The organism is Parasediminibacterium paludis (genome assembly GCF_042651445.1).
Classification (GTDB): domain Bacteria; phylum Bacteroidota; class Bacteroidia; order Chitinophagales; family Chitinophagaceae; genus Parasediminibacterium; species Parasediminibacterium paludis.
On sequence record NZ_JBHSDC010000019.1, the window covers coordinates 64,063 to 79,384 of the forward strand.

14 protein-coding genes are annotated in these 15,322 nt (G+C 35.2%); 9 read left to right on the forward strand and 5 right to left on the reverse strand.

Annotation, left to right across the window (positions count from 1 at the left end; all coding sequences use genetic code 11):
* Nucleotides 1-102: 102 nt before the first annotated feature.
* The 7 genes from ACFOW1_RS10075 to ACFOW1_RS10105 all read left to right on the forward strand — a co-directional run bounded on the left by ACFOW1_RS10075 (nt 103) and on the right by ACFOW1_RS10105 (nt 8,616).
* A complete protein-coding gene (locus ACFOW1_RS10075) occupies nt 103-1,419 on the forward strand; it encodes a MutS-related protein (RefSeq protein WP_379014012.1) in 1,317 nt (438 codons plus the stop codon).
* Nucleotides 1,420-1,530: 111 nt separating this feature from the next.
* Nucleotides 1,531-3,933 carry an outer membrane beta-barrel protein gene (locus tag ACFOW1_RS10080; protein WP_379014013.1) on the forward strand — a complete coding sequence of 801 codons (2,403 nt, stop codon included), beginning with the start codon at nt 1,531-1,533 and terminating at the stop codon, nt 3,931-3,933.
* A 37-nt stretch (nt 3,934-3,970) separates the two neighbouring features.
* Nucleotides 3,971-5,446 (forward strand): DUF5687 family protein, encoded by a 1,476-nt coding sequence (locus tag ACFOW1_RS10085; RefSeq protein WP_379014015.1) that lies wholly within the window; start codon nt 3,971-3,973, stop codon nt 5,444-5,446.
* A 116-nt stretch (nt 5,447-5,562) separates the two neighbouring features.
* Entirely contained in the window at nt 5,563-6,258 is a 696-nt protein-coding gene (locus ACFOW1_RS10090; protein ID WP_379014017.1) for an ABC transporter ATP-binding protein, read from the forward strand.
* 54 nt (nt 6,259-6,312) lie between these two features.
* Nucleotides 6,313-6,801 (forward strand): hypothetical protein, encoded by a 489-nt coding sequence (locus ACFOW1_RS10095; RefSeq protein ID WP_379014019.1) that lies wholly within the window; start codon nt 6,313-6,315, stop codon nt 6,799-6,801.
* A gap of 28 nt (nt 6,802-6,829) precedes the next feature.
* On the forward strand, nt 6,830-7,897 hold the full coding sequence (locus ACFOW1_RS10100; protein ID WP_379014020.1) for a sensor histidine kinase: 1,068 nt from the start codon (nt 6,830-6,832) through the stop codon (nt 7,895-7,897).
* Entirely contained in the window at nt 7,894-8,616 is a 723-nt protein-coding gene (locus tag ACFOW1_RS10105; protein WP_379014021.1) for a LytR/AlgR family response regulator transcription factor, read from the forward strand. Before ACFOW1_RS10100 ends, ACFOW1_RS10105 begins: the two co-directional genes overlap by 4 nt.
* A gap of 42 nt (nt 8,617-8,658) precedes the next feature.
* Here ACFOW1_RS10105 and ACFOW1_RS10110 read toward each other — a convergent pair whose 3' ends face one another.
* Genes ACFOW1_RS10110 through nadC form a run of 4 tightly spaced genes read right to left on the reverse strand, consistent with a single transcriptional unit; the run spans nt 8,659 to nt 11,094 of the window.
* The gene (locus ACFOW1_RS10110; protein WP_379014022.1) at nt 8,659-8,886 is read right to left on the reverse strand and encodes a hypothetical protein; all 228 of its coding nucleotides are present in this window, start codon (nt 8,884-8,886) and stop codon (nt 8,659-8,661) included.
* A gap of 50 nt (nt 8,887-8,936) precedes the next feature.
* On the reverse strand, nt 8,937-9,860 hold the full coding sequence (locus ACFOW1_RS10115; RefSeq protein ID WP_379014023.1) for an ABC transporter substrate-binding protein: 924 nt from the start codon (nt 9,858-9,860) through the stop codon (nt 8,937-8,939).
* 12 nt (nt 9,861-9,872) lie between these two features.
* Nucleotides 9,873-10,214: a translation initiation factor gene (locus ACFOW1_RS10120; protein ID WP_379014024.1), complete on the reverse strand. Its 342-nt coding sequence runs from the start codon at nt 10,212-10,214 to the stop codon at nt 9,873-9,875.
* A gap of 19 nt (nt 10,215-10,233) precedes the next feature.
* Entirely contained in the window at nt 10,234-11,094 is an 861-nt protein-coding gene (gene nadC, locus ACFOW1_RS10125) for a carboxylating nicotinate-nucleotide diphosphorylase (RefSeq protein ID WP_379014026.1), read from the reverse strand.
* Nucleotides 11,095-11,373: 279 nt separating this feature from the next.
* Here nadC and ACFOW1_RS10130 point away from each other — a divergent pair, with 279 nt between their 5' ends.
* Nucleotides 11,374-11,847, forward strand: coding sequence for a ribonuclease H-like YkuK family protein (locus ACFOW1_RS10130; protein ID WP_379014028.1), 474 nt, complete (start codon nt 11,374-11,376; stop codon nt 11,845-11,847).
* Nucleotides 11,848-11,916: 69 nt separating this feature from the next.
* On the opposite strand, the gene yihA is transcribed toward ACFOW1_RS10130, so the two are convergent.
* Nucleotides 11,917-12,561 (reverse strand): ribosome biogenesis GTP-binding protein YihA/YsxC, encoded by a 645-nt coding sequence (yihA, locus tag ACFOW1_RS10135; protein ID WP_379014029.1) that lies wholly within the window; start codon nt 12,559-12,561, stop codon nt 11,917-11,919.
* Between the two features lie 277 nt (nt 12,562-12,838).
* Here yihA and ACFOW1_RS10140 point away from each other — a divergent pair, with 277 nt between their 5' ends.
* A complete protein-coding gene (locus tag ACFOW1_RS10140) occupies nt 12,839-15,316 on the forward strand; it encodes a DUF5916 domain-containing protein (protein WP_379014031.1) in 2,478 nt (825 codons plus the stop codon).
* Nucleotides 15,317-15,322: the final 6 nt, after the last annotated feature.

A 15,322-nucleotide genomic window follows, 5' to 3' on the forward strand; every position in this document is an offset into this window, starting at 1 on the left:
AGGTTACAAATAAATTTTATGGAAAAAAGTAAATCTTGTATCTAAACCATTTATATCTTGAATTTTACTTGCTAATGCTAATACAATAGCAACCTAACTAATATGCAAATAGACAAAACCACCTTACAAGATCTTTCTATTTTTCATAGCGATGAAGAACAGTCGGTTTTTCATAAACTTAACTTTACCCAAACCAATGATGGCAGAGAGTATTTGCGTTGGATTTTAGGTCGCCCATTAGATAATCTTAACGATATACAAGATGCGCAATTGACCATTCAAACGTTAATTACTTGTATAGATAATTTTCCTACCACTATTACCAATGGTACGATGATGGTAATGGATAAGTTTTATGAGACGCAGCTTGATGCTTATCCTACAAATCCCAATGGTTTGAATAGTTTTGTATACGCAATTATCAGTAAATCTGATTTTTCACTTACAAAATACTCTGTAGAACATTTTGCTACATTTTTTAAAGGGTTACAACAAATAGTAAACTTATTACAACAACAAAACACAAGTAAGCAAATACAGACTTGGTGCGATAGAATTACTTATTTATTATCAAACCATCACATACAAGCCATACAACAATACGAAAAACAAGATAGTATACCTCAGTACAAAATACTAGAATTTGGTAGCTATCTGCGCAGTCAGTTTAAGCAAAAAAATTCCGATTTAATGGATATCTATGCAAGACTAGATGCGTATTTAAGCCTTGCCATTGCTAGCAAAAAATACCAGTTTACTTTTCCTGTAATTGAAGCTACAACACAACCATTTATTGAAGCCAAAGGCTTGTGGCATTTGCTACTAAACGTACCTGTGAGTTACGATGTAACGTTGAATAAGGATACCAACTTTTTATTTCTAACTGGCGCAAACATGGCTGGTAAAAGCACTTTTATAAAAGCAGTAGGTGTTTGTGTATACTTAGCACATATTGGCATGGGCGTTCCTGCACAAAACATGCAACTCAGTTTATTTGATGGCTTGTTAAGTAATATTAATGTAGAAGATAATATTATGAAGGGGGAAAGCTACTTTTTTAACGAAGTAAAGCGCATTAAAAACACCATTGAAAAAATAAGCGACGGTAAACGTTGGCTTATCTTAATAGACGAATTGTTTAAAGGCACCAACGTACAGGATGCGATGAAATGTAGCACGACCGTTATTGAAGGCTTGCATAAAATGCCTAATGCCTTATTTATTTTATCTACCCATTTATATGAGATAGGCGTTCAATTAGAACAATATCCTAATATCGATTTTCGCTTTTTTGAAACCAATGTTGCTGATAACGAATTAGTATTTAGCTATCAACTAAAAAAAGGCATTAGCAATGATAGATTGGGTTATTTAATATTAAAAAGAGAAGGTGTTGTCGCCCTTTTAGACGCATTATAAGCTTATAAATACATTGTTTTTCCATAGTTGATACTTAGAAAAAGCCATTTTGTACAATATTTTCAGCCAAAATTGCAGGCGCCTATATGTTTGCACTACAAAACTGAAAAAATGAGCCGCTTCGCTTTTACCGCTTTTCTTTTTATTACAAGTTTAAGTGCATTGGCACAAAACAAAACCAATCAGATAACGGGTACCGTTATTGATAGTTTGAGCAAGCAAGCTTTACCAAATGCAACTATAATTTTATCTAGTAGCACTACAACTATAAAAACCACCATATCTGACAACAAAGGCGCTTATACCTTTAAAAATCTTGGCAATGGCACTTACAGCCTTTCTGTTCAATATATTGGCTATAAGACGGCAAGCCTTACAGGTATTACTGTAAATGGCGAACCTACACAAGCATTTACCCATAAACTTATTTTAGACCAACAAGGCTTAAAAGCAGTAACAATAACCTCTGCCAAGCCATTTATCGTCATGTCTGCGGATAAGCTAACCTTAAACGTAGCATCTAGCCCGATTGCTGCTGGTGGTAATGCTTACGATGTCATATTAAGAGCGCCGGGCGTAGTGGAGCAAAACAATAGCCTCAGCCTAAATGGCAAATCGGTTACGGTTTTAATTAACGGTCGTCCATCAAACCTTACTGGCGAAGATTTAAAAACGAGTCTATCGGCTATGCAAGCCAATGGTATAGAAAAAGTAGAAGTGATTTCAAATCCTTCGGCTAAATACGATGCACAAGGTGCAAGTGTCATAAATATAATTTTGGCAAAAAATAAAAACCTGGGCACCAATGGCACTGCCACACTTGGGGTAGGTACTGGCAGATATGTACGGGGCAATACTGGCCTAACACTTAATCATAGAGATGTAAAATCCAATATTTACGGCAGTTACGACTATGCTTACAATCCGCAGTACATTCAGAGTACATCTGATAGAAATATTGGCAGTAATGCAACCCTTGCAGAAACAGAATACGAAGTAAGAAAACGCAGTAATCACAACTATAAAATTGGTTTTGATTACGACATAAACAAACGCAGTTCTTTTGGCTTTTTAGCAAAAGGTATTTCGGTGATAAGAGATAGACAAGTAGAGCACAATACGGATTTACATGTTACAGGCATGGCAAAAGACAGTACTTCTAACATTACAACCTCTGGCACAGCAACCATTTTTAATCCTGCAATTAACGTATATTATAAAAAACTATTAGATAGTGCAGGCAAAAAAGACATTGTTTTTAACGCAGATTATTTTCAATACAACAGAGAGTGGAACGATGACTTTACTACACGCTATTACGATGATAAAGGCTTGCAATACCAACCACCATTTTACTTAAGAGATAATTCGCCATCTATTGTCACACTAAAATCTATCACAGCCGATTTTACAAACACTACCAAATTTGGTAAATGGGAAGCAGGTGCAAAAGCATCGTTTGCTAAAACTGACAACGATGTACTTTGGGAACAACAAATAAGCAATAATTGGCAAGTAGATGCTAATAAAACTAACCACTTTATTTATAAAGAAAATATTTTGGCAGGTTATATCAACCTTAATAAAACTATAAAAAAGTATAGCTTTCAAGCAGGACTTCGCACGGAATATACAAGCACCAATGGCACATCTGTAACTATAAACCAGAACAATACCAACCAATACATTAGCTTATTTCCAAATGTAGCAGTATCCTATACTAAGTCTGCTTCGCACATGTTTAAGCTAAGCTATCGCAAAAGCATTCAGCGTTTTGGCTACGAAATAGTGAACCCGTTTGTGGTGTACCAAAGTCAATTTAGCTATACACAAGGCAACCCGAAAATTCTACCAACATTTGTACACTCTTTTGAGCTAACTCATGTTTATAAATACAAATTATTTACTACCTTAAGCTACTCACACATTACACAAACCTTGGCACAAGTATATAAACCTGGCAACGATAGTTCTGTAATAAGTACTTATGATAATTTAAACAATGCAACTGTCGTTTCATTGACAGTTACAAGTCAAAAAAGCTTTTTTAAAGGCAAATGGGGTAGCGTAAATACGCTAGGTTCTTTTTATGCTAAATACGATGCACAATCTTTTGGAAATGCAGTAAATTCAAGGGTTACAGGCTATATCAATACTACCAACACATTTGCATTACCAAAAAAATGGAAAGCTGAAATACAAGCATATTATAGTACACCAATTGCTTCGGGCATTTATAATATTGATGGTATGCTACAAGTAAACATTGGCCTAAGTAAACCAATAATGAATGGCAAAGGCACGCTGGCCTGCAACGTAAAAGACATATTTAACACCTTTGAATACCGCATTAACACCTTGTATAACGGCGGCACTATTCATACCTACAATAAAAACGAAAGTCGCTTTGTAAACCTTGTATTTACTTACAAGTTTGGTAATAATAGAGTACGTGCAAGCAAAACAAGAACCACTGGTCTTGAAGAGGAAAAAGGCAGATTAGGTAACAACTAACCCAATTATACACCATCAATTTTAAAATAGCATCGTTATGATTTCACTCTTATTATCACACCAATGGAAGGCTTTTTGGCGAAGCCGCAATGCTGGCAAAAGCGTTGCCATTCAAATTTTTATGGGCTTTTTAATGTTGTATTTGTTAGGTAGTGCCTTACTACTTGGCTTTGCAGTAAAAGCCATTATTACAAAGCTAGTACCAGGTCAAGATGTAGTGACTGTTTTCAGCGGTTTTATACTATATTATTTCGCCTTCGATATTTTAATACGCTTCATGCTGCAAAAGTTACCTACCATTGCTGTGCAGCCTTATTTGGCACACAACATTAAGCGCAAGCAATTGGTACAGTTTTTAAACTGGCGTTCTTTGTTCACCTTTTTAAACCTGTTGCCACTTATCTTATTTATCCCTTTTTCTATTACAGGTATTGGCAAAGCTTATGGTGCAGCAGTAGCTGCAGGGTTTGTAGTAAGTATCATTAGCTTATGTGTATTCAACCACTTTATAATACTGTATGTAAAACGCAAAACGGTAATAAATGCTTGGTGGATGGTTGGCTTTTTTGTAACTGTAGTGTTGTTTATGCTAGGTGATTATTTTGGTATTTTCTCACTACAAAAAGTATCTGCTTTTTTATTTACTGGTATTCTACACAATGCATGGCTATGCTTTGTAGCTATTGCTTTTGCAGCACTTGCGTTTATTAATAACAGTAACTTTTTGTACAACAATTTGTACATCGAAGAAATCAGCAAATCAGCAAAGGCCAAAACCTCAAACGAATTCTCTTGGCTACAACGCTTTGGTAATATTGGTGATTTAATAGCGGTAGATCTTAAACTGATTCTCCGTAATAAAAGACCACGTTCATTGCTAATGCTCTCTGTAATATTCTTGGCTTATGGTTTTATTTTTTATAAGCAAGCATATTTTGAAAAAAACATGCTAGGCATGGTATTAATGGGTAGCATAATTATTACAGGCATGTTTATGGCTAGCTTTGGGCAGTTTCTATTTGCTTGGCAAAGTGTACACTTTGATGGCATTATGGCTAGCAACACCAACATTAAAACCTTTATTAAAAGCAAGTTCTATTTGCTTACTGCTTTTAGTACTATTGCTATGTTGATATCTCTTCCGTATGGTTTTATTAACTGGCGTATTATTCCTATACAAATAGCAGCGTATTTTTTCAACGTAGGTATTCATGCTATTATATGCATCTATTTTGCAACACGCAGCTACAAAGGCCTCGATTTGGGCAAAGCAGCCACTTTTAACTACCAAGGTACCGGGGCGGCACAATGGTTATACAGCTTAGCTATTTTCCTAATAGGCGGTTTATTGTATTTCCCACTTGGCTTTTTTGTAAATCCTTGGGCAGGCATTATTGCGGTTGGTTTACTTGGGTTAATAAGCTTCTTGCTACAAGATTGGTGGATGGATATTTTAACCAAAGAATTTATGCTACGCAAATACAAAATACTAGAAGGCTTTAGAGAGGAATAATAACCGCTGATTAAGATGATTGGTGTGATTACCATGATAAAAAGCAACAAAACACACAGAACACAAAACAATAGAACGACATAACCACAAACTTCAAATTATAAAACTAAAATATCATGCTTACAGTAAACAATATAGGAAAAGTCTACAACGGTAAAATAGCTGTTGACATTAACGAGTTACACATTCAACAAGGCGAAATCATTGGCCTTGCAGGCAATAACGGTGCAGGTAAAACCACTTTTTTTCGTTTGATTTTAGACCTAATTAGGGCAGATCGTGGTGAGATTTTATCGAAAGATAAAAGTATTACCAAAAGTGAAGAATGGAAACAATACACAGCCGCTTATTTAGACGAAGGCTTCTTGATAAACTATCTTACACCAGAAGAATATTTCTATTTTGTAGGTAAATTAAATAACCTTTCTAAAGCGGATGTAGATGAGTTTTTACAAGGCTTTACTAGTTTTTTTGATGGTGCTATTTTAAAGAGCGGCAAGTACTTACGAGATCTATCAAAAGGTAACCAATTTAAAGTAGGTATTGCCGCTTGTATGTTACAAAATCCTGAGTTACTCATTCTAGATGAGCCCTTTGCAAATTTGGACCCTTCTTCTCAAAGTAGATTACTACAAATATTGCGTGAACTACACGAAAAGAAAAGTATGACGATTCTAATAAGTAGCCACGATTTAAACCATATAACCGATGTATGCAAGCGTATTTTGGTAATGGAAAAAGGCAGAATTATTAAAGATATGCAAACAAGTGAAGACACACTTCATGAGTTAGAGTCTTATTTTAAAGTATAAGAAAGTGGACTTTCTAAGATTTAGAATCTTGGAAAGTTTTAATAAAATATTTTTATGACACCGATAAAACATTGGGTAAAAACTGGTGAAGGTCATTACCAATTTAAACATAATGATGAAGCCCTTGCAAGCTTCTTTGTTGATTATAAAAGTAACAGCAGAAAAGCTTTGGTAACCATTAATGGCGAATCATTTACCATCAAACAAACCAACCTGTGGAAAAACCACATAGCTGTTACCAATGCATCTAATAATACTATTATTACCATTGTGCCAGAAAAGTGGTATTCAAGTTGTTTTATAGTGCAGTGGGGTTTAAACAATTACCAGCTACATGTACGCAACAATCCCATGGCTGAATGGGCGTTACAAAAAGATGGCAAAGATATTTTGTCATACGGGCTTAAAACCCATAATAGCAAGGTGGTTACACAAATTACCGAAAGCTATACAAACACTGCTATTATTTTGCACGCAATACTTTGGTATCTATTTTTACCCATTGCCATGGAAAATAGTGGCGATCACCTTTCATTTGTTTAAATGAATAAAGGCTTAATTTTATAGTAATATGCATTTTAAAAAGAAACGCTATTCCCTACTAAAAGTGACACTTTGGTGTGTAGGATTAAATATTGTACTTGAGTTTTTTAGTTTGTTTGTAATTGCATTTGTAAAAGTGCCAGACCAACCCTATAAACTTGAAGATTTTACAACCATAAAAAGCATCGTACAATTAATTATTGGCACTATTTTTAATATTGTGTTTTTCTACTATACCCTCAATTATTTCCATAGATTAATCGTATTGAAGAAAAAAGCATGGCATTATATTGTTTACAGTTTATTAGTATTAATAGCTTGTGAGGCGTATTATTTATTGTCACATAAAATGATGCCTTATATAGTACCAAGTACGTCTAAGACACCTCTTACAATTAGTCTTATAATTTTTTCAACTGTTATTGCCACCATGTTTTTATTGGGTATAAGTTTACTAATTGCATATTTAAACAGTCTTAGAGACGATAAAAAAATGCAGAAAATATTAGAAATTCAAAGTCTTCAAGCCAATTATAATTTTTTAAAAGCACAAATTAATCCGCATTTTTTACACAATACACTTAACTTTTTTTACGCAAAATCTTTACCTTATTCAGAAGAATTATCCGATGGGATTTTAACACTATCGCAAATAATGCGCTACGCACTAAGTAAAGACAATGCCATTGATGGTAAGGTACTGCTAAAAGATGAAATAGAACATTTACGCAATGTAATTAAAATAAACCAACTCCGTTTTAGTAACAATCTTAACGTTAATTTTGAGGTACATGGTTTCGTAGGCGAAGTAATGCTAATACCATTTGTGTTAATTACTATTGTTGAAAATGCTTTTAAGCATGGCGATTTAAAAAACCCAGAATATCCGATAGAAATAAAGCTTACAGTCGAAGACGATGTGCTAACTTTTGTTTGCAAAAACAAAAAGAAAACTGGCCCTAAAGAGCTATCTACTGGTATCGGTTTAGATAATACCAAAAAGCGTCTTGATATGGTGTACCATAATAGATACAATATCAACATTATAGACGAAGCAGACTTTTATACCACCGAATTAATCATTAATAAGTTATGATAAAATGTTTAGTAGTAGATGATGAGCAACACGCTATTGACATCTTGGTACACTATATTAAGCAAACACCTTTTTTAGAACTTGTAGACACTACTTTAAACCCAATCGAAGGCTTGCAAATAGTAGCTTCCAAGCCTATTGATTTAATATTTCTTGATATTCAGATGCCAGAGATTTCTGGCATTGATTTTATAAAAGCCATTGGCAATAAAAGCAAAGTAATTCTTACTACTGCCTATACTGAATTTGCTGTAGAAGGGTTCAATTTAGAAGTAATAGATTATTTATTGAAACCTATCAGTATGCCACGCTTCTTAGCGGCCACGCAAAAAGCATTAAAGCTTATTCATCCTTCAAAAGAAGAGGAAGAACTACCGGACATTGAAGACGATTATTTGTTTGTAAAAACAGAGTCGAAAGGTAAAATGCTGAAGATAAACTTGGCCGATATTGACTATATAGAAGGCATGAAAAACTATGTAGCCATTTATCGTAATGGGCAAAAAATATTGGTATATACCAATATGAAAGACCTTGAGGAACGCTTGCCACAAAAGCAATTTATGCGCGTACATAAATCCTTTATTATTCCCATTACAAAAATTACAGGCATCGAAGGCAACCTTATTGCACTTAAAAATGTAAACGCTGAAATATTACTAGGCGAGAGTTATAAGCCTGCTTTTATGGCTATTATAAAGAGTAAGTTGGTGGATTAATCGAGGATGTTGATGGTTGCTGAGAATTTGCTTTGGGCAATACTAATTTACAGGTAGTTTACCAGTGATTGCAAAGCAAACAATACCTATAGAAACAAGGGCAATAATCGAAAACATGAGTATGAATTTTGCTCTACGAACTGCAGCTTCATCTTTACTTTGTAACGATTGATACAACATTTTACAGCTATATAACAAAGCAGCTATAAATGCTGCAAATAAAAGTACATAAAAGGTATAAGTAGCAGAAGTGGCGTTTAATAAAATCATGTTTGAATAATAGTTACAAATTAGGTAACAATATTTACATGAAATAGTTATTATGAATATTCTTTAGCAACTAATTCATTTGTAAAAAGTGTTTGACCCAAAATGCTACTATGCTCTAATTCATGTTTCACAAGCCATTCTAAAAATGCATTTACTCTTTCCGGCTGCATCAAACCACAAGTAACATCATCACCAATGTGAAGTATTGTTGCATCTAAGGCTTTTGAAAGATTTATATTTGCTTTATCGTAGGGTGTAAGTTGCTTTTCCAAAATATCTATTGCAACTGCTTTATTTTCTTTAGCATACAAATAGCCCTTTTTTGTAGCTTGTATGAAATTAGTATAAGCAGCTTTATTGTTATCAATTTGGTGCTTTGTAGCAAGTATAATTGGTGAGTAGCAATATGGAATGTTATAAGCTTTTAGTGAAAATTTATTCAATGCAATGCCCTTCGTTTCTGCTTCAACGGCTTCCCAATTATTGAATATCCATGTCGCATCTGCCTGCTTTGTTAACAATGTATTCCAAATGCCTAATTTTTCAGGATAAATGATATTAAGATTGCCAGAACCGCCATCGTTCTTAATCATTTCTCTCACAATATGGTCTTCGTACCTAGCTTTATATGACGCATATATTTTGCCATCAAGTTGTTGGGGATTATCAATTTGCGATGATGCAAGCGTAACCACACTACTAATATCTTCTTGTAAAATAGCATACACGGCAATAGCGTCAACTATATTCTGCTTATTGTTAAGGCTAATAACGGTTTCAAATGGTGCGATGGCAAAATCTGCTATACCTAGCTCGAGCTTTTTACCAGGCGTAATGGTGTAATTATCTTCTAAAGGGCTAATAATGCGAACATCGATCCCTACTTCGCTGTAAAAGCCAAGTTCCTTGGCAATAAAAATCCCAATGTGATTAATATTTGGCGTCCAATCAAGCGCAATTTTCAAAACAATCATGTAACAATATTTTTAAACCTTCTTAGTTAGTTTGTAATCATTCTTTAGTAGCCATTGTAACACTTTATCCCTTTGATCACCTTGAATAATAATTTCAGCATCTTTTGCTGAGCCGCCTGTTCCGCAAAAATTTTTTAATTTTTTTCCCAAATCTTCAAGGTCAGTATCCGTACCTATAAAGCCGGTAACTAGCGTAACAGCTTTGCCACCTCTATGTTTGGTTTCTAGGCGTATTCTCAGTTTTTGTTGGGCAGGGGGCAAGGTTTCCTGTATCGGTTCATCATCTTCTAACTTAAAGTTTGGGTCTGTACTAAATACAAAACCGTTGGTATTTAAAGTGAATTTTTTAGCCATAACTACTATGCTTTTAAAGTTACAGAATTACTGCTTTTAAACTTAAATCTAAACTCTTTGCTTGGTGTATTAAGCCGCCTACACTTACATAATCTACACCAGTGGCAGCAAAACTTTGAATGGTATCTAAATTAATACCGCCACTAGCTTCTGTTTCGAAAGCACCATCAATAATGGCTAAGGCTTCAGTTATTTGTTCGGGTGTAAAATTGTCTAGCATTACCCGAAACACCTTGCCTTTACCTACTGCGCATACAGTTTTTACATCGGCTAATGTGCGGGTTTCTACCTCTATATTAAGTTTAGGCTTTAGAGATTGTGCATAATTATAAGCCATATTAATAGCTTGTTCTAGCCCACCTGCATAATCTATATGATTATCTTTTAGCATAATCATATCGTAGAGACCAAATCGGTGATTAATACCGCCACCTATTTTTACCGCTTCTTTTTCTAGTAAGCGAAAATTAGGTGTGGTTTTACGTGTATCTAAAAGCTTGGTTTTATAGCCTTGTAGTTTTTGTGTGTATTGATGAGTGAGGGTGGCAATACCGCTCATACGTTGCATACAGTTTAGCACTAATCGCTCACAGGTAAGTATGGTATGTATATGTGCTTCTACCTCAAAAGCGATATCGCCATATTGCATCGTATCGCCATCTTGTTTATAGGCTTTAAAAACCACAGTAGGTTCTACTATTTTAAATATTTTTTCTGCTACGCTTACGCCCGCAAGTATACCTTCTTGCTTTACTTTAAGCACTGCCTTACCTAGTTTGTGAATAGGAATGCAACTGACGGTGCTATGGTCGCCGGTACCCACATCTTCATGCAGCGCTTCGGCTACTAAATGTTCTAATTGCTCGTCAAAAGGGCGCATGATAATTTTAAAAGTTTGGTACAAAGAAACAAATATTAAGTGAACGATATGCTATTATCTACGCTACAATAAAAGCCGAGGCATGAAAAAAGCGTTGCAGTGTGCGACGCAACAAAAGCCAAATAGTAGTTCTACAGATGGTTACCAAAAACTCATATAACAATTTTTTGCTAAAAATTAGGCTGTTTTGTAGCTTTCCCACAGGCTGTTAATAATAAGATAATCAACAGAAGGCATAGCTATTATGTTTATTATTTAAATTACGCAAAACATAGTGCTATGCGTTGGAGAAAATTTAACGGAGAAAGCATCAATTTGCCTATTAAAGAAGCCGTTCGGGAAGCCATTATTAAGGAAACCGAAAAGGGTACACGATTGAAAGTTTGTATTGGCACCGACAGCCAAGTGAAGGGCTCAGAAACTGAGTTTGCCACAGTGATTGTTTTCTTGCGCGAACATGCAGGTGGATTTATGTATATCCACAACGAGAAAACAAAAATGCGGTACCACTTAAAAGAACGGATGCTGGTAGAAGTTGCCAAAAGTATTGAAATAGCCTACGAGCTGTGCGACTTGTTCATAGAGCACAAGGTAGATATGGAGGTACATGCAGACATTAATACCAATCCCGCCTTTAAAAGTAACGACGCCTTAAAAGAAGCCATGGGCTATATTTTAGGGATGGGCTTTGCGTTTAAAGCCAAGCCTGAAGCTTTTGCTAGCAGTTGTTGTGCAGATAAAGTGTGTAACTAAATAGGCTTATTAGTGTACTTTATTACAACAATTAGGATGGGGTAATCTCCGTCTGTGACTTTTACGCACTTATATTTCTACGCGTTCTTTACCAAACTCATTATTACAGTTTTCGATAAAAGTTAATATTTCGTCTCTGCCTACATTTTTCTCTGCACTTGTAACAAAGCTTTGTGGTAAAAACTGCCATGTTTCACGCATGGCATCTAAAAAGGCTTTGACATTTCTTTGAACCACAGTTGGCTTTTCTTTATCAGCCTTAGTAAATGCGAGTGTAAATGGTACTTGCCATTTGCCTAAATTACTTAAAAACTCAAGGTCATTTTTTTGAGGACTGTGACGACTATCTATTAGAACAAATACGTTTACCAAATTTTCGCGCTTGCGCAAATAATGTTCTATCATTTGCTCCCAACGTCTTCTATCTGTTAAAGAGCGTTTTGCATAGCCATAACCTGGTAAATCTACCAAGTACCATTTGTCTTTAAGACCTTTTTGGCCACTTGAACTTTCTATCGCAAAATGGTTGATTAACTGTGTTTTTCCAGGCGCAGCCGATGTTTTAGCTAGCTTTTGACGCTGTGTAATAGAATTGATTAGCGATGATTTGCCCACATTACTTCTACCAATGAAAGCATATTCTGGTCTATCCGCCTTAGGGCATTGTAAATAATCGGCAGACGATATCACGTATGTAGCTGAAGTAATATTCATGCTGCAAAAGTAACTTATGTAGGCGTATTTATGCGTGTTATTGGTTTTATCCCAAAATTGTAGTGGTTTATTTGTTATGATGTACAACATGCAGAAAGCTATTTATAGCATTTTAATTGCCATCGAAATCGCAAATTCCAATTTAAACAACCAACCACTCATCAGCATTAACATTCTTTTCAGATAGTAATTATTTATTTAGTTGTTGTAACATTTTAGCGCCATTCACGTTCAATTCTTAAACAAAGTGTCATTCTATACCCATTATATCTTTGCAATGCATATAAACAAACGTTATACATTTATAGATAAAATTCTTTTCGTAAGCAGCTTGTTGTTATCTATCTCATTTGCGCAAGCGCAAACAACTACCACCGCAATTACCAATAAAAGTATTCCCGCCGTTCGTACCAATAAAAAAATAATGATAGATGGCGTACTTAACGATAGTGCATGGCTAGCAGCACCTGTAGCAACTAATTTTGTTGAGTTTAGACCAGCATTTGGGAATATTGAAGACGCTAAAAATAAAACTGAAATTTATTTACTATACGATGACGATGCTATTTACATAGGTGGCTTTTGCCACGAGGCTTCAGTTGATAGTATTTCTAAAGAACTAGTAGGCAGAGATGTAATTGGGGTAAATGATTATGTTGGGGTCTTGTTTGATACCTATAAAGATAAAATCAATGGTTTTGGCTATTATATTACACCACTAGGTGAACAATACGATGCCAAATACACTAACAATGGTGAAGACGGCAGTTGGAATAGTGTATATGAATCTAAAGCCAATATTGTAGCTGGTGGCTGGACATTTGAGATGCGCATTCCATACTCAGCTATCCGTTTTTCAAGCAATAAAATTCAAGATTGGGGCATTAATATTACCCGCAACCGTAAGAAGAGCGGCAAACAATATTTTTGGTATCCTCTGAACCCAAATGTTGGGGGTACCTTATTTTCTCAAGCCGGCTTGTGGACCAATATTCAAAATATCAAGCCGCCATTGCGTTTGTCGTTATCACCATACTTGGCTACTTACGCCAATCATGATGGTACCACAAATCCTAAAACTTGGAGTACTACTATTAGTGGTGGGCTGGATGTGAAGTATGGCATTAGCGCGGCTTTTACCCTAGACATGACGTTAATACCCGATTTTGGTCAAATACAAAGCGACAATCAGGTACTTAACCTATCGCCGTTCGAAGTTAAGTATAATGAAAATCGCACATTTTTTACCGAAGGCACTGAGTTATTTAGCAAAGGCAATTTATTTTACAGCAGGCGCATTGGTGGCGAGCCACTACATTATTGGGACGTACAAAACAACCTTACTAGTAATGAGCACATTGTTAGTAATCCATCAGCTACTAAATTAATTAATGCCACTAAAATAAGCGGTAGAACGGCAAGTGGCTTGGGTATCGGCGTACTAAATGCAATAAGTAGTGCCCAATACGCTACCATTGAAGATAATACGGGAAAAAGTCGTACTGAAGAAACAAGTCCATTAACCAATTACAACATTATTGTATTAGACCAAACCCTAAAAAATAATTCAAGTATCTCGCTTATTAATACCAATACGTGGCGTGCAGGCAAAGATTATGATGCCAATGTAACTGCTGGTATTTGGGATTTGTACGATAAGAAAAACAAGTGGAACTTTTCTGGTCAGGCCGATGTAAGCCAACTATTAGGCATATTGCCAAATGGTGGTAACCAAATTGGGTATAGCCATACCTTAGGTTTTGCAAAGCCAAGTGGTAGATTTAACTTTAGTGTATACCAAAACCTTACCGATAATAAGTATAGCCAAAACGACCTTGGCTATGCTACCAATAATAATTTTCTAGACCATGGTTTGTGGATAGGCTATAAATGGTTGAAACCCAATATGTGGTACAACAATTTACGTTTCAATTTTAACCTCACATATTCAAGAAGGTATATGCCTTCAAGCTATCAAATGTTTGAAGTAAATAGCAATATTAATGGTCAGTTTAAAAACCTCTGGAATGGGGGTATTTATGTATCGTATACCGCTGCGCAAAACGACTTTTACGAGCCACGGGTAGAGGGTCGTGTGTTTAAAATACCTGCGAAGCATTTAATAGATGTTTGGTTAAATAGTAACTACGCTAAAAAATATTCTGCAGGCTTAGAAATGGCTTACTATGCTACATCAAAATTTGGTACAAGTGGTGTAGATATTAGTCCTAACCAAAGCTATAGATTTAACAAAAAGCTTACCATATCTATGAATTCCAATATACAGCTTCGCTATAATAATATTGGATTTGCCACTTTAGATGCAGGTAAAAGTATTATGGGTAGCCGTACACGTTACTCAGTAGAAAATATATGGGTATTTAAATATAATTTCAACAACAAAATGGGTGTAAATCTAAGAGCGCGCCACTATTGGAGTCGCGTAAATTATCACCAATTCTATAATTTGCAAGAAGATGGCGGTTTGATGACAACTGCTAGGGATTATTCTTCTTTAGCCAACTATAATATTAATTATTTTAATATAGATATGGTGTACACTTGGCAGTTTGCACTAGGTAGTTTCTTAAATATTGGGTGGAAAAATGCCATCCAAAACTTTGATCCTACGTTAGATAGAGATTATTTCAAGAACTTAAAATCTACACTTGCTAGCGATCAACTGAATAATTTCTCAGTAAAAGTGATTTACTTTTTAGACTATGCTAAGCTGAAGAAAAAATCGAATGTATAAGAAACT

What these genes read in the sequence shown, in the direction of transcription:
- ACFOW1_RS10140 (WP_379014031.1), top strand. Translation starts at nt 12,839, where the DNA reads ATGCATATAAACAAACGTTATACATTTATAGATAAAATTCTTTTCGTA.
- ACFOW1_RS10130 (WP_379014028.1), top strand. Translation starts at nt 11,374, where the DNA reads ATGCGTTGGAGAAAATTTAACGGAGAAAGCATCAATTTGCCTATTAAA.
- ACFOW1_RS10120 (WP_379014024.1), bottom strand. Translation starts at nt 10,214, where the DNA reads ATGGCTAAAAAATTCACTTTAAATACCAACGGTTTTGTATTTAGTACA.
- nadC (WP_379014026.1), bottom strand. Translation starts at nt 11,094, where the DNA reads ATGCGCCCTTTTGACGAGCAATTAGAACATTTAGTAGCCGAAGCGCTG.
- ACFOW1_RS10110 (WP_379014022.1), bottom strand. Translation starts at nt 8,886, where the DNA reads ATGATTTTATTAAACGCCACTTCTGCTACTTATACCTTTTATGTACTT.
- ACFOW1_RS10105 (WP_379014021.1), top strand. Translation starts at nt 7,894, where the DNA reads ATGATAAAATGTTTAGTAGTAGATGATGAGCAACACGCTATTGACATC.
- ACFOW1_RS10100 (WP_379014020.1), top strand. Translation starts at nt 6,830, where the DNA reads ATGCATTTTAAAAAGAAACGCTATTCCCTACTAAAAGTGACACTTTGG.
- ACFOW1_RS10080 (WP_379014013.1), top strand. Translation starts at nt 1,531, where the DNA reads ATGAGCCGCTTCGCTTTTACCGCTTTTCTTTTTATTACAAGTTTAAGT.
- yihA (WP_379014029.1), bottom strand. Translation starts at nt 12,561, where the DNA reads ATGAATATTACTTCAGCTACATACGTGATATCGTCTGCCGATTATTTA.
- ACFOW1_RS10090 (WP_379014017.1), top strand. Translation starts at nt 5,563, where the DNA reads ATGCTTACAGTAAACAATATAGGAAAAGTCTACAACGGTAAAATAGCT.
- ACFOW1_RS10095 (WP_379014019.1), top strand. Translation starts at nt 6,313, where the DNA reads ATGACACCGATAAAACATTGGGTAAAAACTGGTGAAGGTCATTACCAA.
- ACFOW1_RS10085 (WP_379014015.1), top strand. Translation starts at nt 3,971, where the DNA reads ATGATTTCACTCTTATTATCACACCAATGGAAGGCTTTTTGGCGAAGC.
- ACFOW1_RS10075 (WP_379014012.1), top strand. Translation starts at nt 103, where the DNA reads ATGCAAATAGACAAAACCACCTTACAAGATCTTTCTATTTTTCATAGC.
- ACFOW1_RS10115 (WP_379014023.1), bottom strand. Translation starts at nt 9,860, where the DNA reads ATGATTGTTTTGAAAATTGCGCTTGATTGGACGCCAAATATTAATCAC.